This window comes from Flavobacterium ginsengiterrae (assembly GCF_039539785.1).
GTDB lineage: Bacteria > Bacteroidota > Bacteroidia > Flavobacteriales > Flavobacteriaceae > Flavobacterium > Flavobacterium ginsengiterrae.
This window is the reverse complement of sequence record NZ_BAABDU010000006.1, coordinates 149709-168556: the sequence shown is the minus strand read 5'-3', so window position 1 is coordinate 168556 and position 18848 is coordinate 149709. Positions and strand designations below refer to the sequence as shown.

The 18848-nt window shown below is 33.9% G+C and carries 14 protein-coding genes and 3 tRNA genes; 9 read left to right on the top strand and 8 right to left on the bottom strand.

The window, feature by feature from the left end; genetic code table 11:
- Positions 1-32: 32 nt before the first annotated feature.
- Together ABD859_RS16895 and ABD859_RS16890 are read right to left on the bottom strand one after the other, a co-directional pair.
- The gene (locus ABD859_RS16895) at positions 33-893 is read right to left on the bottom strand and encodes a hypothetical protein (RefSeq protein WP_345145763.1); all 861 of its coding nucleotides are present in this window, start codon (positions 891-893) and stop codon (positions 33-35) included.
- Positions 894-989: 96 nt separating this feature from the next.
- Positions 990-2042 (bottom strand): hypothetical protein, encoded by a 1053-nt coding sequence (locus ABD859_RS16890; RefSeq protein ID WP_345145762.1) that lies wholly within the window; start codon positions 2040-2042, stop codon positions 990-992.
- A gap of 107 nt (positions 2043-2149) precedes the next feature.
- On the opposite strand from ABD859_RS16890, the gene ABD859_RS16885 reads away from it, so the two are divergent.
- The 7 genes from ABD859_RS16885 to ABD859_RS16855 all read left to right on the top strand — a co-directional run bounded on the left by ABD859_RS16885 (position 2150) and on the right by ABD859_RS16855 (position 12192).
- Complete coding sequence (locus tag ABD859_RS16885) at positions 2150-3061, top strand: ABC transporter ATP-binding protein (RefSeq protein WP_345145761.1); 912 nt, start codon at positions 2150-2152, stop codon at positions 3059-3061.
- Between the two features lie 3 nt (positions 3062-3064).
- Positions 3065-3901, top strand: a complete 837-nt coding sequence (locus ABD859_RS16880) for an ABC transporter permease (protein WP_345145760.1) — start codon at positions 3065-3067, stop codon at positions 3899-3901.
- 15 nt (positions 3902-3916) lie between these two features.
- Positions 3917-6253 (top strand): T9SS type B sorting domain-containing protein, encoded by a 2337-nt coding sequence (locus ABD859_RS16875; RefSeq protein ID WP_345145759.1) that lies wholly within the window; start codon positions 3917-3919, stop codon positions 6251-6253.
- A gap of 214 nt (positions 6254-6467) precedes the next feature.
- Positions 6468-8324 (top strand): contractile injection system protein, VgrG/Pvc8 family, encoded by a 1857-nt coding sequence (locus ABD859_RS16870; RefSeq protein WP_345145758.1) that lies wholly within the window; start codon positions 6468-6470, stop codon positions 8322-8324.
- Positions 8325-8328: 4 nt separating this feature from the next.
- Positions 8329-10002, top strand: a complete 1674-nt coding sequence (locus ABD859_RS16865; RefSeq protein ID WP_345145757.1) for a phospholipase effector Tle1 domain-containing protein — start codon at positions 8329-8331, stop codon at positions 10000-10002.
- A 58-nt stretch (positions 10003-10060) separates the two neighbouring features.
- Positions 10061-11089 (top strand): DUF2931 family protein, encoded by a 1029-nt coding sequence (locus tag ABD859_RS16860; RefSeq protein WP_345145756.1) that lies wholly within the window; start codon positions 10061-10063, stop codon positions 11087-11089.
- Positions 11090-11166: 77 nt separating this feature from the next.
- Positions 11167-12192, top strand: coding sequence for a DUF2931 family protein (locus ABD859_RS16855; RefSeq protein WP_345145755.1), 1026 nt, complete (start codon positions 11167-11169; stop codon positions 12190-12192).
- Positions 12193-12283: 91 nt separating this feature from the next.
- Here ABD859_RS16855 and typA read toward each other — a convergent pair whose 3' ends face one another.
- Positions 12284-14080, bottom strand: a complete 1797-nt coding sequence (typA, locus tag ABD859_RS16850) for a translational GTPase TypA (RefSeq protein ID WP_345145754.1) — start codon at positions 14078-14080, stop codon at positions 12284-12286.
- A gap of 168 nt (positions 14081-14248) precedes the next feature.
- Between typA and ABD859_RS16845 the strand changes: the two genes are divergently transcribed.
- The gene (locus tag ABD859_RS16845) at positions 14249-15958 is read left to right on the top strand and encodes a PAS domain-containing sensor histidine kinase (protein ID WP_345145753.1); all 1710 of its coding nucleotides are present in this window, start codon (positions 14249-14251) and stop codon (positions 15956-15958) included.
- A gap of 4 nt (positions 15959-15962) precedes the next feature.
- Positions 15963-16370 carry a response regulator gene (locus ABD859_RS16840; RefSeq protein ID WP_345145752.1) on the top strand — a complete coding sequence of 136 codons (408 nt, stop codon included), beginning with the start codon at positions 15963-15965 and terminating at the stop codon, positions 16368-16370.
- 183 nt (positions 16371-16553) lie between these two features.
- Here the strand turns inward: ABD859_RS16840 and rpsT are convergent, their stop codons facing one another.
- The 5 genes from rpsT to proS form a co-directional block, all read right to left on the bottom strand.
- A complete protein-coding gene (rpsT, locus tag ABD859_RS16835) occupies positions 16554-16805 on the bottom strand; it encodes a 30S ribosomal protein S20 (RefSeq protein ID WP_012026903.1) in 252 nt (83 codons plus the stop codon).
- A gap of 151 nt (positions 16806-16956) precedes the next feature.
- Positions 16957-17028, bottom strand: a tRNA-Glu gene (locus tag ABD859_RS16830).
- A 43-nt stretch (positions 17029-17071) separates the two neighbouring features.
- Positions 17072-17143: transfer RNA gene (locus tag ABD859_RS16825), tRNA-Glu, on the bottom strand.
- Between the two features lie 42 nt (positions 17144-17185).
- Positions 17186-17257, bottom strand: a tRNA-Glu gene (locus ABD859_RS16820).
- Between the two features lie 78 nt (positions 17258-17335).
- A complete protein-coding gene (proS, locus tag ABD859_RS16815) occupies positions 17336-18814 on the bottom strand; it encodes a proline--tRNA ligase (protein ID WP_345145751.1) in 1479 nt (492 codons plus the stop codon).
- Between the last annotated feature and the right edge of the window lie 34 nt (positions 18815-18848).

Below are 18848 nucleotides of genomic sequence, written 5' to 3'. Positions count from 1 at the left end.
TTAGAAGTTTAGTATCTCAGAATCTTAGCAATTTATTTCAACCTAAACTCGTACACATTCCCTCCTACTTTATTTGTTTTTTCGTCGGCGATTAATAAAGTATTGTTGTCTTTAAAAACTATGGCTTCTTTTTGAGAAAAATGATTTAGGTTTAGTTCTGTGTGTGTTCCTTTGTGGAATAAATCTCCATTGAAACCTTTAAACAATAGAACTTTATCATGGCTCAACAAAGCAACTTTTTTTCCATCCGGACTTATTGTGGCGCTGGTTAAAACACAATGATTATAATTATTGCAGGTTTTAAATTCACCTATTCTTACAGCTTTCTGCGTTCCTGCAGCATTTTTTATTCTGTAGATAAAAGCTGTTCCATCAAAACCTTTACTTCTGTTTTTTGTAAAAAGATAGAAATAACCTCCATGTTCAAAAAAGCCTTCAACATCATAAAACATTTCTTTTTTCTTGGGCGGAAATTCGGTTTGTTCCGGATATGAAAACGAAATTTTATATTCGGCGGAAGCCTCATCTTTATTAAGCTGATTTTTCGCAACTTTATAAATACATAAATCTCTGCGTTCGTTATCGTTGTTTCCAAAATCACCAATGTAAATATTTCCGGCTTTATCTTTTGTTATATCTTCCCAGTCTACATTGGAAGCATTTGAAATTGTAATTGTTTTATCTAGTTTTCCTTTTGAATTAATGGCATAAATTGCATTTTTATTACCGCTGTCTTCTAAAGTGTAAAGTATATTGGTTTCAGAAAAATACGTAATTCCCGAAACTTCTTTCAGCTTTTTAGGAAGTGAATAAAGCGTTTTTAAATTGCTGTCTGATTGCTGCTGACAGGCTAATAAAATTATAGAAGCGGCTATTAAAAAAGTTTTTTTCATAAGATTTGTTTTTGTTTAACCACAGATTTCAAAGATTAAAAGGATTAAGAAATTGCAGAAAATCATTTTAATATCTGAATTTGCGGCGAAAATAACTTAAACTAAGTTCGTGTTTTTAAAATTACGGATAATAAATTCAAATGCCGCATGCATGATGTGTCCCATCGAGCGGGCATTTTTAAATTTCATATCGTTAGTATATCGGTACAATTCCATTTTTAACTGATTAAGATGTTCTTCTGTCGAAATCGTATCGTGACACATAATGTTGAGTAATTTTTTAATTCTGGTTTCGGCAGAATGTATACGTTTTGCTAAAATCGCTCTTTCTTCATCTTTATACTGAATAATAGAACGTTCTTCGAGCTTTTCTTTGATCAGTTTAATCATGGGATAATTTTCCTTGAAAAACTGCGGACGGTATACTTTGAAATTTCCTTCATAGCATTGCTGGTCAAAATCAATTGGACGAATTTTATATACAACCTGATCAAAATCGTGAATAGGAACGATTACATAATTATAAGCTCTCATATCGCCCAAAAGCCTAATCATACAGCGTTCGTTAAACTTTACAAATTCCTTGGCAATCTGCGCTTTTTCCATTTCAGTGCATTTGTCAAGTAATGTATCCATAAAAACATCGCCCGGAATTCCAATGATATGTTCTTCGATTAAAGTATCATTATAGACTAAAAAGTTGATTTTATCCGGCGATAGAATATCTTCTAATTCTAAACCATAAATTCTGGAAGCATCGGCTTTTTTAATATAAAAATGTACATAATTATCGTTGAGAATATTTCGAACTTTTATTCTAAAAGGTTTTGAGTTTCCAAAAGTACAATAGTCAATCGCGTCAACATTTAGATACTGAATAATCTCGCTGTTTCCGTCAGAATGCAGAAGTGAATATATTTTTTTAAGGTTCAGATCGATTTCGTTTCTTTCAAATTCGCCGTAATAAACCCTGATCCATAAAGTATCAGTGTCATTTTTATCATAAACATTGATCGAACCCGAAAAACGTAATAAGTCATCGTAAAAAATCGAAACTTTCGAAATACGTTCAAATCTGTCCAAATAACTTAAAAGAGGTTGTGTTAAAGGATAAGACGGTTTTTTTAATACCATTAAAGGTTCGCTCATTTTGAATATCTTTATTACAAATTTACATCAATATGATTATAAAAATAAATTTGGCGTAACAATATGTAAGTTGAATCGTCTTACTAAAAACTAAAACCGAAATAAATTTGGAAACCATACTTACTATTCAAAATCTAAGTAAAAGATACGGGCGGATTCACGCGCTTAAAAATGTTTCTTTTAGCATACAAAAAGGCCATGTTTACGGAATTCTTGGCCCAAACGGAAGTGGAAAATCTACTACTTTAGGAATCGTTTTAAATGTCGTAAATAAAACATCTGGCGATTATAAATGGTTTGACGGAAATGTGCAGACGCATAAAGCCCTGAAAAAAGTTGGCGCCATTATCGAGCGTCCTAATTTTTACCCGTACATGACAGCCGAAGAAAACCTGAAACTAGTCTGCAAAATCAAGAGTATTAATTATTCTAAAATTACAGAAAAGCTGGATCTAGTAGGTTTAACAGAAAGAAAAGATTCAAAATTCAGCACTTTTTCATTAGGAATGAAACAGCGTCTGGCGATTGCATCGGCGCTTTTAAACGATCCTGAAATCCTGATTTTAGATGAACCAACAAATGGTTTAGATCCGCAGGGAATACATCAAATACGAGATATTATTAAAGAAATTGCTTCGCACGGAACGACAATTTTACTGGCATCGCATTTATTAGATGAAGTAGAAAAAGTATGTTCGCATGTTGTTGTTTTAAGAAAGGGAGAAGTTTTATATTCTGGTTCTGTAGACGGAATGTCGGCCAACGAAGGGTTCTTTGAAATTTCATCAAACGATAATTCGGTTTTAAAAACAATTTTGGTAAATCATCAGGCTGTTGACAGAGTTGCAGATGAAGACGGAAAGGTTTTAGTTTACTTAAAAGCAGATTTATCTGCTTCAGAATTAAATCAGTTTTTATTTTCTAAAAATATTGTTTTAAGTCATTTGGTAAAACGTAAAAATAGTCTTGAAGCACAATTTTTAGAATTAACCAAAAACACCAATCCAAAATCTAACTAAGCCATGAACAGACTTATCTCTATAGAAATTCAAAAAATCTGGAAAAACAAAGCCAGTCGGGTACTTACGCTGACCTATTTCATTTTACTTTCGTTTATTGCCTTAATTGCTTCAATAAAATTTGATATTGGACCTTTTAAATTTCATTTGGCAGAAATGGGAATTTTTAATTTTCCGTTTATCTGGCATTTTAATACTTATGTTGCCGCATGGCTTAAATTCTTTCTGGCTATTGTAATAGTTTCAATGATGGCTAATGAATACAGCTACGGAACTTTAAAGCAAAATTTAATTGACGGCTTAAGCAAAAAAGAATTCATACTTTCTAAATTCCTTACTGTAGTTGTATTTGCTTTCTGTTCTACTGTATTTGTTTTTGTAATGAGCTTATTACTTGGCTTAAGTTTTTCATCGTATACAGAATTTGGAATTATTTTTAGCGACCTGGATTATCTTTTAGCCTTTTTTGTAAAACTTACCGGTTTCTTTTCTTTCTGTTTATTTCTCGGAATCTTAGTAAAACGCTCTGCTTTTGCTCTGGGTTTTCTTTTAGTATGGAGTATTCTTGAAGGAATAATCAAAGGAATTTTAGTCTTTAAAATTTTTCCAGACAGTACTATTGGCGATAAAATCACGCAGTTTCTTCCTTTAGAATCAATGTCAAATTTAATTGTTAATCCGGGGCCTCGTCTTTCTGTCGTAAGAAATATAAGTTCACAAATAGGAGTAGATTTAGATGGGAAATATGGAGTAGATTATCTTGCTGTTTTTATTGTATTAATCTGGACATTTTTATTTATATACTTTTCTTACAAACTATTAAAAAATCGAGATTTATAGTATATTTGTTATACTATGAATACAGCAAAAAGTTTTTTTATTATTCTGTTTTTATGCATTTCATCTTTGATGAATGCTCAGGTTATAACTATCGATGATACAAAAACGCCACAGCAGCTCATTGAAAATGTTTTAGTAAACAGTTCGTGTGCTGCTGCCGCTTCTCCGACTGGAATCGGAGACGCATACAGACCAGGAAGACAAAGTTTTGCTTATTTTAATAGAAATGGAAGCAGTTTTCCTTTTGAAGAAGGTGTTGTTTTGGCAACATCAACCGCGCAGACCGCTATTGGTCCTTTTGTAAGCAAACTAACAAGTGATGACAGCCCTCTTTGGCTGGGCGATAACGATCTGGATCGAATTGTAAATTCACATTCTGTAAATGCAACTGCGTTGGAATTTGATTTTGTTGCAGCAACAAATTCATTAGCCTTTAATTATATTTTTGCATCAAATGAATATCAATATGATTATTCATGTCAATATTCAGATGCATTTGCTTTTTTAATAAAAGAAAAAGGATCTCCCGATGAGTATCGAAATATTGCAGTTTTACCTAATACAACTACTCCGGTTTCTTCAATAAGCATTCATCCAAAAATTGATCCCGGAACAGGTGCAAATGGAAGTGCTTACACTGGGTGCGCAGCTTCAAACGAAAATTATTTTAATGGTATAAACGGAAGTAACAGTCCTACAAATTATGCAGGTCAGACGAAAGTAATGACAGCTCAGACGGATGTTATCGCAGGTAAAACATATCACATTAAACTCGTAATAGCTGATGATCGAAACAGAAATCTTGAATCAGCTATATTTTTAGAAGCCGGCAGTTTTAATTTTAAAATATCTTTAGGAGAAGATCGTACGATTGCATCAAATAATCCTGCCTGTTTTGGAGAAAACATTCTTTTGGACAGCAAATTAAACACTGTTGATTATACCTTTAAATGGTACAAAACAGATAATCCAACTCTCATTTTAAGTACAAATTCAACATATCAGGTTTCAACTGCCGGCACTTACAAAGTAGAAGCCACATTAATTGGTACAACCTGTATTGCCACTGGTGAAATAAAAATTGATTATGCTCCGGAAATCCTTTCAACAAACACTACTCTTTTACAATGTGATGATAACAGCGATGGGATTTCAATTTTTAAGCTTACCAAAGCAGATAATATTGTAAAAAATAATGTTTCAAGCATTATAAATGAAGGGTATTATCTAACGTTAACGGATGCACAGAATAAAACAAACAAAATTGCAGCTCCAAACAATTACACCAATACAGCAGACAATCAAATCGTGTATGCTCGTTTAGAAAATGAGTTTGGATGTTACAAAACAGCAGAAGTAACTTTGCAGATTGCAGCAACATCAATTCCAGATCCTGCTTCAATACCCACTTGCGATGGTGACGACGTTCAGGACGGATTATATCAATTTGATTTAAATGCTCAGGTTACTCCGCAAATTATTTCCGGACTTCCAAATGGACTCACTGTAAATTATTATTTATCTGCTAATGAAGCGCTGACAGAAACAAATCCGCTGCCAAATATTTTTAAAAATACAATTCCCAGAAATCAGACTATTTACGGCAGAGTTGTCAATGGTCCGGATTGTTATGATATTGTAACTGTTCCGCTGGTGATTAATACATTCGATCCTCCAAATTTTGAGAATGAATCAGCTTATTTATGCCGAAATACCCAAATTACATTATCGGTATCAACTGGATTCAGCAGCTATTTATGGAGCAATGGCGAAACTTCAAACTCTATACTTGTTACTGCTCCCGGTGATTATTCTGTAACAGTAAAAGATATAAACGACTGCGAAAAAACTAAAAATTTCAAAGTTGTATTATCAGAACCGGCAACGATTACAAACGCTGCTGTTAAAGATTTTTCAGGAAATGACAATGCTGTTTTAATAGAATATACCGGAGCTGGAAATTACGAATTCTCTTTAGACGGATTGACTTTTCAGGATGATCCTTTGTTTAAAGGAGTTCCAACCGGACCTTATAACGCAGTTGCAAGAGACAAAAATGGCTGTGGATTATCAAATTCATTTTTACTTTATGTTTTAGATTATCCTAGATTTTTTACCCCAAACGGCGATGGATATAATGATTTCTGGATTATTGAAAATTCTCAGGCACTTCCAGATTATAAAATTCATATTTTTGACCGATATGGAAAACTTTTAAAAGAAATGAACCAAAACAGCGCTGGCTGGAATGGACTTTATAATGGTCAGCAGCTTCCTTCTGATGATTACTGGTTTACCCTGACTTTTGTAGACGGAAGAAACGTAAAGGGGCATTTTAGTTTAAAAAGATAAAAATTTTAAATTCTAAATCTAAAAGATTCCAAATTCCAAACTAAAACAAATAACACAATAAAAAATCCCAAACTCCTTGATGGAATTTGGGATTTGTTTTTCATACCAAAAAAATAAGATATGTCTTATTTTGATAGTTTTATGCTGTATTGAGGTAGCTCTTAGATTTATAAATGGATTAGTTTTATTGAATCGATAAAAAAAACTAACCATTATGGCCTTACAAACTATTACCACAATCAAGATTGGTGAAATCGAGATTAGGAATTTCAGCAACTTGGAAGTTTTTCAAACCATTCACGATCACCACACTTTTTCATTTGAAGTCAGACAAGATCTGTTAGTAGAAGAGTTTAAAAGTGTTATGCCTTTTTCTCAGAAATTGTACGGTGAAAAAATAGCAATAGAAATAAAACCTATAGACGGTCTGGAAGACCTTATTACAGGAGCAGAACTTAACCACTATAAGATGCAGTTTTACGGTATAGTCACCGAAGTAAAAATGCAGAAATCGTCTTTTAAAAACATTGAAGAAATACTTGTAATAAAAGGAAAAAGCGCTACAATAGCTCTGGAAAACGGACCCGAATGTAATTCATTTACAAATATGTCTCTAAATGACATTGTGACCAAAGTAAAATCAGGCCGGGATTTTGATATCGATATCAGACCATTTTACTTAGAAAACCTGCCTTATACGGTCCAATACAACGAAAGCGATTTTAGTTTTTTAAACCGTCTGGCAAAAAGAAACGGACACTGGTTTTATTATAACGGAAGAACAACTGTTTTTGGAAGTCCGGGCGGTATAGGCGGCCAGCCACTATTAATCTATGGCGTAAATATGCAGGACTTTGATTATACCATTAAACTTCTGCCGGCCATGTTTAAAGTAATAGAAAATGACAACCGGGAAGGACAGTATAAAACTGATGAAACTTTAAGATACAGAAAAGAAGCCGACGGATTCCAGCAAAACTTTTTAAACAAATCGAATAAGGTTTTTAATAAAGAAAACATAATACAGTTAAATCAAAATCCTGCAGGCGGCTATGCAGACCGATCATCTGAGGAATATGCCAAAAATAAAATGCGGCTTATTTTAAGCGGTTTAACAGAGGTTAAAGCTTCCAGTGAAGTTCCGGGAATTACAATTGGAAACGAAGTCAGGATAACCGGTATCGATATGCAGTTAGAAAGCTCCTATAGGGTAATGCAGATAACTCATATGTGTGATGACGGCGGCAGTTACGAAAATCATTTTACAGCGGTAAACTTTAACGGTTCTGTTTTTTCTCCCGAAACAGATCCTGATTTAGTGCCTTTCTGTAAAAGCCAGACCGCGGTTGTAACCGAAAATGCAGACCCAGAAGGACTCAGTGCTGTAAAAGTACAAATGCCCTGGCAGGAAATCAAAGGTGAAACAACACCATATATACCGCTAATACAAAATTATGGAGGCAGTGCCAGAGGAACTCATATAATACCCGAAATAGGCGACACTGTTTTTGTTGATTTTCAGGGCAATAATCCAGAACTGCCTATTGTAATGGGAACTATGACCAGCAGAAAAGAAAAAAGCGGTTATACCACACCTGATAATGACCTTAAAGTTTTTGAAACCAGAAGCGGTAACAGAATAATTTCTGATGATGCCAAAAGCGATATTACAATAGAAAGTAAAACAGGACAAACCCTAGCAGTACTTTACGGCGATGGAAATGTAAAAATAAAAGCACCTAAAAATATTGAACTTGAGGCTGGAGAAGATATTATTATAAAAGCCGGACAGAATATGAATACAACTGTTGGTCTTAACAAAACAAATACAATTGGAGGGAATTATATTGAAACTATTGCAAGATCTAAATTCATAACTATTGGTCTTGATTTTATGATGAAAGTGACAGGTAACCTGACAGAATATATAAAAGGAAAAAGAGAGTCTGAAACAGTAGAACGAAAAGAATTAGCAAAAACTGCATCGCTGATAAGCACAGAACAAAACATAAATGTACATGCCTCTAAAAACCTGAATAAATATAGCGGCGAAAACACGACTAATTCTTAATCTAATGAGTATTCTTAGAATTGTTGAAGGTGAAATGATAAACACCACAACTGGAAAAATGGATTTGCGTGCCACAGATGGCGATTACACGATGCATGCGGCTGGACAAAACTGCTGGCATGGAGTTGAAGAAGGTATATTTGAAAAAGATTATGACCCCATAGATCCCGAAGACTCATTAGAAGACACCATTAATGTCTCTTTAAATATCTTTTTTGACGGTACTCAAAACAATAAGACCAATACTGAAAAAGGATCAGATTATAAAAAGTCAAATAAAGAGAATGATAGTTATACTAATGATTATACCAATATTGCCCGAGGGTATGATGCTATTGATCCTAATGCTGCTTTTCAAGAAGCTTTGTACATAGAAGGAATCGGTACTGAGGATCTGGAAAAGGATGATGTATTCCCCGATGTGGCAACAGGAATGGGCAACCGCGGAGTAGTTGCTAAAGTAGTGAAAGCTTGTACTAAATCTCCTAAAATATTAGATAAGTATAAAGGGAAAAAGATTGATGTCCTGCAAATTAATGTTTACGGTTTTAGTCGTGGAGCGGCAGCAGCCAGACATTTTTTGCATGTAGCGAGCAGTAAGGCGTTAATTTACAGTTATGAGCCTGAAAATAAAGTACAAATTTTAGCACCTTGCCACTATGAAGGAATGAAAGACAGCGACGCCTCATTTATAGTATCAAATTGTCTACTTTTAGAGAAACACGGATTTTTTGCAGCTTGTCTACTTCGCAGCAAGCTAAAAATAGAAACTATCGATTTCAACTTTGTAGGTCTTTATGACACGGTTGCTTCTCATGGATTTTACCACGGTAATGATGTTGAGGATTTACATTTGAATATTGGAAAAAAAGCACATTTCGTACTGCAATTATCCTCTGATGACGAGTATCGAGAAAACTTTGATCTCACTAATATAAAAAGTTCAGGACTTCATGGTTTGGAGTTAACACTGCCGGGGGTGCATTCAGATATAGGAGGATCGTATGTGAACGAAGCCACAGAAATTTCAGTTTTATACCATAAAAGAGAAAGTGTCTATAACAAAATGATGCACCATTCTGATGAGGAAGTACAAAAATTAAAAGAAATTGTGATCAATGAGGGCTGGTTTCAAAAACGTCAAATTGAAGCCGGGTCCCTACGTAAATCAGATTTTGAACCCAAAAAAGTAAAAAAAGGTTCTGTTGAAGATTTAGAAAAATATTATGCTGTAGTGGGAACCAGAAAATTATACAACACCTTTGATCAAATACCACTACACTTGATGTTTCATTTTTCTAAAGATAAAGATGTGAAATATGATAATTTATATATTGATGAAAATCATTCAATCAAAGATAATTTCATAAAAGCAATCAATAATATTCTAAATCGCTATGTCAATGCCTGTAATAATTTACGCAACAGCTATATAGAGATATACAAAGGAGGCCTATATGATAAAGAATCTATAGATCATGATTATTTATGGAAACTGCATAAACTTTCTTATTGGGATTATCTGGATATAGAGAGTTTGCAAAAATTAAGAAACCAGTATTTGCACTGGTCGGTGAGGGCTAATGAAATTGGATTGGGCGGAAGAGAAAGCCAGGCTCCATCTAAAGAAGGAGCACTGCTGGAAAAATATAGAAAAAGAGAAATACATAATGGATAACAAATGGATACAAATAATAGTATGTTTTGTAATAAGTACACAAATAACCAGTTGCCAGATGAAAAATGAAAAAATACCCGAATGGACTGCAGAAATGTGCCACCCTGCTAATGAATATCGAATTCAAATGGTTAAAGACGAAATTTTTACAGCAGAGGGTATTCATGCCGGAATGCCTTATGGGAGTTCATCAGGAAGATGGGGAGATTCTGGAAAAATGTGGACGGAACAACATGGTACTCCGACTGGCGCAGATCTTACTTATTATGCAGGATATGATAATAATTTTTACAGGCTTAAAATAGATTTTCCTGTCGAGAAAATGAAAGATTTGGTTAGACGGCGTTATGCATTTGCAGAAGTAAAAGGAAAAAGTATAGAAGAGTTTAAGTATGAAGACGATCCGGATTTACAATTCTCACTTTACAATCCCGATGCTGCTTTTGAGTCTTATGATCCTTTATCCACTCTTATTTTTGGCTTTGCACCTCAAGGCATGGTGGTAGTGTGGGTAAATTACGGCTTAACAGTAATTGAAATTGGCAGATACCAGTCGCAGGCAATTACAGAGCCAGAAGAACTTGAACAAGCTAAAAAGATACATCTTAAAACCTGGCGTTTTACTCCTGAATACTTTGACGAGCTGGCAAAGAAAAAATACAATCCAGATGCCAGCTGCGCTTTATGGGACATGTATCGTATTCGTTACCAATGGAAACCAGTTTTTGTATCTGAAAATCCTACATTCAGAATTTTTGAGGTTAACACAGAATACTATAATGGAGAGAAAGACCAGATGTTCCGTCCATGGCTTCTGGAAAACAAAAGAACAGACAGAGCGCTGCCCCGAGTTATGCAGTTTTTCTGGGAAACCGGTAAAGGAGAAAAATTTGAAGGCAGGATCTTCTTCAATGAAAAAGAAATTTTTAATCGTTTTAAAACAGTATCAGGAGAAAATGAAATGCAGATAAAAATTTCTGCAGACAACAGAAGCATTGAGGTATTTGTAAATAATGAAAAACTGGAAATTACTAATTTCAGAATTTATCCTAACAGTCATAAGGAGTATAATGAGTCTTATAAGTAACAATAGCCTGCATGGATAACAAATGGATACAAATAATAGTATGTTTTGTAATAAGTACGCAAATAACCAGTTGCCAGATGAAAAATGAAAAAATACCCGAATGGACTGCAGAAATGTGCCATCCAGCAAATGAATATAGAATACAAATGGTAAAAGATGAAATTTTTACTCTGGAGGGTATTCGTGCTGGAATGCCTTACGGCAGTTCCTCTGACAAATGGGGGAATTCAGGAGGTATGTGGACAGAGCAGCACGGAACTCCAATAGGAGCAGATTTTACCTATTATGCCAGTTATGACAATGCTTTTTACAAATTAAAAATAGATTTTCCTGTAGAGAAAATGAAAGATCTGGTTAGGCGTAACTATGCTTTTAAAGAAATAAAAGAAAAGACTGTAAAAGAATACGTTTATACGGGAGATTCTGACTTAACTTTCATTCAGGATACGGATGCCCCATACAGATCTTACGATGCTTTTACAAGTCTTATTTTCGGTTTTGCTCCAAAAGGCATGGTGGTGGTCTGGGTAAATTACGGTTTAACGGTTATTGAAGTTGGACGTTATCAGGCACAAGTGATTACAAATCAACAAGAGCTGCAACAGGCAAAGGAAATTCATTTAAGAACCTGGCGGTTTACTCCAGAATACTTTGACGAGCTGGCAGAGAAAAAATACAATCCAGATACCAGCTGCGCATTATGGGATATGTATCGTATTCGTTACCAGTGGAAACCAGTTTTTGTATCTAAAAATCCTACATTCAGAATTTTTGAGGTTAACACAGAATACTATAATGGAGAGAAAGACCAGATGTTCCGTCCATGGCTTCTGGAAAATAAAAGAACAGACAGAGCGCTGCCCCGAGTTATGCAGTTTTTTTGGGAAACCGGTAAAGGAGAAAAATTTGAAGGCAGAATCTTCTTCAATGAAAAAGAAATTTTTAATCGTTTTAAAACAGTATCAGGAGAAAATGAAATGCAGATAAAAATTTCTGCAGACAACAGAAGCATTGAGGTATTTGTAAATAATGAAAAACTGGAAATTACTAATTTCAGAATTTATCCCAACAGTGATAAGGAGTATAATGAATCGTATAAATAACTTGTAAATAGAAGACGAAACCTTTTTGATAAAAAAAATCCCAAACTCTATATTGGAATTTGGGATTTTTAATATTGAAATTTAAAACTAATTAGATTTTAAATCTTTTTCTATCAGTTTCACTTAAATAAATCTTTCTTAAACGAAGAGATTTTGGAGTAACTTCAACGTATTCATCTTTTTGAATATACTCTAAAGCTTCTTCTAATGAGAATTTGATAGCAGGAATAATTCTAGCTTTATCATCAGCACCTGAAGAACGTACGTTAGAAAGTTTTTTCGTTTTAGTAACGTTAACAGTCATATCGTCGCTGCGAGTGTTTTCTCCAATTACTTGTCCTTCGTAGATATCCTCGTTTGGATCAACGAAGAATTTACCACGATCTTGTAATTTATCGATAGAATAAGGAATTGCTTTTCCGTTTTCCATAGAGATTAATGAACCATTGTTACGTCCAGGAATTTCTCCTTTGTATGGTTCGTATCCAATGAAACGGTGCGCCATAATAGCTTCACCAGCAGTAGCAGTAAGCAATTGATTTCTTAAACCGATAATTCCACGAGATGGAATATTGAATTTAATAATCATACGCTCACCTTTACCTTCCATAGAAAGCATTTCTCCTTTACGGATAGTAACGAATTCAACCGCTCTACCTGAAAGGTTTTCTGGCAAGTCGATTGTTAATTCCTCAATTGGCTCACATTTAACACCATCAACTTCTTTGATGATTACCTGTGGCTGACCAATTTGTAACTCATAACCTTCTCTTCTCATTGTTTCAATAAGAACAGATAAGTGAAGTACACCACGACCAAAAACCATGAATTTATCAGCAGAATCAGTTTCACCAACTTTCATTGCTAAGTTTTTCTCAAGCTCTTTAGTTAATCTTTCACGGATGTGTCTAGAAGTAACAAATTTACCTTCTTTACCAAAGAAAGGTGAATCGTTAATTGTAAACAACATACTCATTGTTGGCTCGTCGATAGCAATTGTTTGTAAAGCTTCTGGATTTTCGAAGTCAGCGATAGTATCACCAATTTCAAAACCTTCAATACCTACAACAGCACAAATATCACCAGCAACAACTTCTTCAACTTTTCTACGGCCTAAACCTTCAAAAGTATGTAATTCTTTAATTCTAGATTTGATTACTTTACCATCTCTTTTAACTAAAGAAATTGGCATACCTTCTTTCAAAGTACCTCTTTCAAGACGTCCAATAGCGATACGACCTGTAAAAGAAGAGAAATCTAAAGAAGTAATCAACATTTGTGGAGTTCCTTCAGAAACTTTAGGAGCAGGAACATTAGCAATAACCATATCTAATAATGGTTCAATGTTTTCTGTTTGAACTTTCCAGTCGTCAGACATCCAGTTATTTTTAGCAGAACCGTAAACAGCCGGGAAATCCAATTGCTCTTCAGTTGCACCTAATTCAAACATTAAGTCGAATACTTTTTCGTGAACTTCTTCCGGAGTACAGTTTTCTTTATCAACTTTATTGATAACCACACATGGTTTCAAACCTAAGTCAATCGCTTTTTGCAATACAAAACGCGTTTGCGGCATTGGTCCTTCAAAAGCATCTACAAGCAAACATACACCATCGGCCATGTTCAATACACGTTCTACTTCACCTCCAAAATCGGCGTGGCCAGGAGTGTCAATAATATTGATTTTTGTTCCTTTGTACTGAACAGAAACGTTTTTTGAAGTAATAGTAATACCTCTCTCACGCTCTAAATCGTTATTATCTAGGATTAAATCACCTGTATTTTCGTTTTCACGAAATAATTGACAGTGATACATAATTTTATCAACCAAAGTGGTTTTACCGTGATCGACGTGGGCAATAATTGCAATATTTCTAATAGATTCCATTTGTGATTTTTAATGGGTGCAAAAGTACACTTTATTTTGATAAAAAAAATGTTTCTGCGATAGTTTGCGTATATACAAGTAATTAGTTCATTAAAACAGTGTTAATTTACCCTCCAAAATGAACTTTACTTATTGTTTAGTTATAGTTAATTTAACTATATTTGAGTGATGAAAAGTAAAACTCTCCAAATTACTCTTGTTTACGTTATCATATCGCTAATTATGGCAATTGTCTGCCATAATTTAATTACTGACTACTTTTTTCAAACCAAATACGCTTATTTATTTTTCATAAAAGATGTCTTTTTTATAATTGCTACTGCTTTTATTTTCAAATACATACTATCAAGAAACGAAAAAAAAAATATTTCAGTTTTTAAAAAACTGAAAAAGACAAATGAAGAAATAAAAGAATCTAACGAAAAATATGATATTGTTGCAAAAGCGACAAGTGACACAATTTGGGACTGGAAAATTCAGGAAGACCGCATAAATTGGAACAAAGGAATCGAGGGTATTTTTGGCTATAATCCGGAAGAAGTTGGTAAAACTTCAAAGTGGTGGTTTGACAAAATTCACCCCGAAGACAGCATACGAATGTCTATAAAATTATATTCATTTATAGAACAAAAAACCGAAAAATGGCAGGATCAATATCGATTTAGATGTGCTGATGGAACTTATAAATATGTTTTAGACAGAGGTTTTTTGCTAAAAGATGAAAATGGAAGAGCCATTAGAATGATTGGAGCCATTCAGGATATTACAAAACAAAAAGAAGAAGAACAGCGATTAAAACTTTTAGAAACGGTAATTACACAATCTAAAGACTCCATTTTAATTACCGAAGCCAATTCTGAAGATCGAAAAATTCCAAAAATTGTTTACGTAAATCCAGCATTTTCTCAAATGTCAGGATATGAATCAAACGAAATTATTGGAAAATCAACCAATATCTTTAAAGGTCCAAAATCAGATTCGGAAGAATTAAAAAAGCTTTTGCGAGCTATAAAAAACGAAGAAGAGTGCGTAATTGAAACTATAACATATACCAAATCGAAAGAAGAATACTGGGTTCGTTTTGCCATGATTCCCATTTTTAATAACGAAGGCGCAATCACACACTGGATTTCGATTCAAAGAGATATTACGGATGAGAAAAAACTCGAAACCGAAAAAGAACATCTTATCCGTGAACTAACTCAAAATAATAAGGATTTAAAGCAGTTTTCATACATTACATCGCATAATCTTCGCGCGCCGCTGTCCAATTTAATCGGACTTCTGAATCTTATAGAAGATATTCCTATCGAAAATGAAGAACTGGAAGAAATTCTGGCCGGTTTTACAAAATCGACCCATTTATTAAACGAAACTATAAACGACTTAGTAAAAGTTATTATAATAAAAGATAATCCTTCTATGCAAAAAGAAGAGGTTTCTTTAAAAGAGGTTTTTGAAAACGTGTTCAGTCAATTATCTTTTCAAATTGAACTTCACAAACCCATTATCAAACTTAAATTTGACCGAGTTCCGCTTTTAAATACAAATAAAGCGTATATTGAAAGCATTTTACTGAATCTGTTGACTAATTCAATAAAATACAAATCTGAAAACAGAAAACTAAAAATATCCATTACCGCTGAACAAATAGACAATCAAGCTGTACTTACGTTTAAAGACAATGGTATTGGGATTGATTTAGAAAGAAATCGAGATAAAGTTTTTGGTCTTTATCAAAGATTTCATAATTATCCTGACAGCAAAGGATTAGGTTTGTATCTTGTAAAATCTCAGGTTGAAACTATGGGAGGAACTATTACAATTGACAGTGAAGTAAATAAAGGAACTACATTTACAATAACATTTAAAAATTAACACCATGTTTGAGCAAATTTTGTGCATAGACGATGACCCAATTACGTTGATGCTATGCAAAAAAGTAATTTCAAAATCTTCTTTTGCACATGAAATTATTACGGCTCAAAACGGTGAAGAAGCACTACTTCATTTCAATACTTTAAAATACAACAACAAAAACAAAGCAGACAAGAAGCCTGAGTTAATTTTTCTTGATTTAAATATGCCTATTATGGGCGGATGGGAATTTTTAGATCATTTTACTTCTGATGCTTATACTGAATTTAACAGCGCAAAAGTTATTGTATTATCGTCTACAATTGATCCTGAAGATTTAGCAAAAGCAAAAAAATACCCTATAATCATAGATTTTCTTTCTAAACCTATCACTCAGGCTATGCTTGAATATCTAAAAAAGAAAATAAGTTAACAATTTTCAATATTTTAAATTCCAATATTAAAAATCCCAAATCCCAAATTCCAATATGAAGTTTGTTTTTTTTATATAATCTAAATTTTAATTTTCACATAATTGGAATTTTTACAAAATTGGTATAAACAAAAAAAATCCTCTAAAAAGAGGATTTTTATATTTTCAATAAATTGTAATTAATTACAATTTAGCAACATGTTTAGTTAATTTAGACTTCAAGTTAGAAGCTTTATTATCATGAATGATGTTCTTTTTAGCTAATTTATCAATCATAGAGATTACAGTTGATAATTTTGCAGCCGCATCAGATTTATCAGTAGCTAATCTTAAAGCTTTAATAGCGTTACGAGTAGTTTTGTGCTGATATCTGTTAAGAACTCTTCTTTTTTCGTTACTTCTGATTCTTTTTAATGCTGACTTATGATTTGCCATTTTCTTTTAATTTTAGATGTAATAATTATAAATACTAGTTAAAAAAGAAAAACCTCCCACAATTGCAAAACAATCACTTTGGTTTTAACTAATAAAATAAAAATCGAGACACCAATTTTTATTTTACAAAACTTATTCACAACTAATTTCGTAGTCTGTAAGGGAATCGAACCCCTGTTACCAGGACGAAAGCCTGGAGTCCTAACCCCTAGACGAACAGACCAATTCTCTTCTAAGTACTATTCAATTAAATCAATTGAATATTGTAGTCCGTGGGGGAATCGAACCCCCCTTACCAGGATGAAAACCTGGCGTCCTAACCGATAGACGAACGGACCAAAAACATCAAGTTAAATAACTTAAATTTGCAATAAAAAAAGTAGTCCGTGGGGGAATCGAACCCCCCTTACCAGGATGAAAACCTGGCGTCCTAACCGATAGACGAACGGACCGTGCTTCTCTAATGCGGATGCAAAGATACATCTATTTTTTATTTGCGCAACACCTAACACAAAAAAATATATATTTTTTTAATATGCCTTAGCAAAAAGCACTCTTTTAGAAGAAGGATTACCAGTAAACACACAGCTTCCCGCCTCTTCAACAGCATCTAAAGGTATGCAGCGAATTGTCGCTTTTGTCAAATCTTTTATCTTCTCTTCGGTAGCTGCAGTTCCATCCCAATGAGCAGATATAAAGCCTCCTTTACCTTCTAAAACTTCCTTAAACTCCTCAAAATTATTCACTTCTGTAATATGAGTATTACGGTAAGTTAATGCCTTGTCAAATAAATCCTTTTGAATCTGTTCTAATAAATCATTTACATGATCAACGATTTTCTCGCTAGAAACAACTTCTTTTGTCAAATTATCTCGTCTTGCTACTTCAAAAGTTCCATTTTCTAAATCTTTTGGACCAACAGCAATTCGAACAGGCACCCCTTTCAATTCCCATTCGGCAAATTTAAATCCTGGTTTTTGAGTTGTTCTGTCGTCAAACTTAACAGTAATTCTTAGCTTTCTTAATTTCGCTGTCAATTCATTAACAGCTTCTGTAATTTGAGCCAACTGCTCGTCTGTTTTATATATAGGAACAATTACAACCTGAATTGGAGCCAAATTAGGCGGCAGTACCAATCCCTGATCATCAGAATGTGTCATAATCAGCGCCCCCATCAAACGAGTAGACACTCCCCATGAAGTTCCCCAAACATGCTCTTGTTTTCCTTCTGCATTAGCAAACTTTACATCAAAAGCTTTAGCAAAATTCTGACCTAAAAAGTGAGAAGTTCCTGCCTGCAATGCTTTTCCGTCCTGCATTAGCGCTTCGATACAATAAGTTTCATCTGCTCCGGCAAAACGTTCAGTTTCTGTTTTAATTCCTTTTACAACCGGAATCGCCATAAAGTTCTCAGCAAATTCTGCATAAACATTCATCATTTTTTCAGATTCCTCTAATGCTTCTGCTTTTGTTGCATGCGCTGTATGACCTTCCTGCCATAAAAATTCAGCAGTTCTCAAAAACAAACGCGTACGCATTTCCCATCGAACAACATTTGCCCATTGGTTAATTAATAAAGGCAAATCTCTATAAGACTGCACCCATCCTTTATATGTAGACCAGATAATTGCCTCACTTGTTGGACGAACAATAAGTTCTTCTTCTAATTTTGCATTCGGATCAACCATCAATTTACCAGGTCTTTCCTCATCATTCTTCAATCTGTAATGCGTTACAACAGCGCATTCTTTTGCAAATCCTTCAGCATTGGTCTCTTCGGCTTCAAACATGCTTTTAGGGACAAACAAAGGAAAATAAGCATTTTGATGTCCTGTTTCTTTAAACATTCTATCTAACTCTGCCTGCATTTTTTCCCAAATTGCATAACCGTACGGTTTGATCACCATACATCCTCTAACTCCTGAATTTTCAGCTAAATCTGCTTTGACAACCAGCTCATTATACCATTTAGAATAATCTTCTGATCGCGTAGTAAGGTTCTTACTCATATTATATAGTTTGGCACAAATTTTGTTTTAATAA

Coding starts and splice junctions, on each gene's coding strand:
- ABD859_RS16895 (WP_345145763.1), bottom strand. CDS start 893: ATGAAAAAAACTTTTTTAATAGCCGCTTCTATAATTTTATTAGCCTGT.
- ABD859_RS16890 (WP_345145762.1), bottom strand. CDS start 2,042: ATGAGCGAACCTTTAATGGTATTAAAAAAACCGTCTTATCCTTTAACA.
- ABD859_RS16880 (WP_345145760.1), top strand. CDS start 3,065: ATGAACAGACTTATCTCTATAGAAATTCAAAAAATCTGGAAAAACAAA.
- ABD859_RS16875 (WP_345145759.1), top strand. CDS start 3,917: ATGAATACAGCAAAAAGTTTTTTTATTATTCTGTTTTTATGCATTTCA.
- ABD859_RS16870 (WP_345145758.1), top strand. CDS start 6,468: ATGGCCTTACAAACTATTACCACAATCAAGATTGGTGAAATCGAGATT.
- ABD859_RS16865 (WP_345145757.1), top strand. CDS start 8,329: ATGAGTATTCTTAGAATTGTTGAAGGTGAAATGATAAACACCACAACT.
- ABD859_RS16860 (WP_345145756.1), top strand. CDS start 10,061: ATGAAAAATGAAAAAATACCCGAATGGACTGCAGAAATGTGCCACCCT.
- ABD859_RS16855 (WP_345145755.1), top strand. CDS start 11,167: ATGAAAAATGAAAAAATACCCGAATGGACTGCAGAAATGTGCCATCCA.
- typA (WP_345145754.1), bottom strand. CDS start 14,080: ATGGAATCTATTAGAAATATTGCAATTATTGCCCACGTCGATCACGGT.
- ABD859_RS16845 (WP_345145753.1), top strand. CDS start 14,249: ATGAAAAGTAAAACTCTCCAAATTACTCTTGTTTACGTTATCATATCG.
- ABD859_RS16840 (WP_345145752.1), top strand. CDS start 15,963: ATGTTTGAGCAAATTTTGTGCATAGACGATGACCCAATTACGTTGATG.
- rpsT (WP_012026903.1), bottom strand. CDS start 16,805: ATGGCAAATCATAAGTCAGCATTAAAAAGAATCAGAAGTAACGAAAAA.
- proS (WP_345145751.1), bottom strand. CDS start 18,814: ATGAGTAAGAACCTTACTACGCGATCAGAAGATTATTCTAAATGGTAT.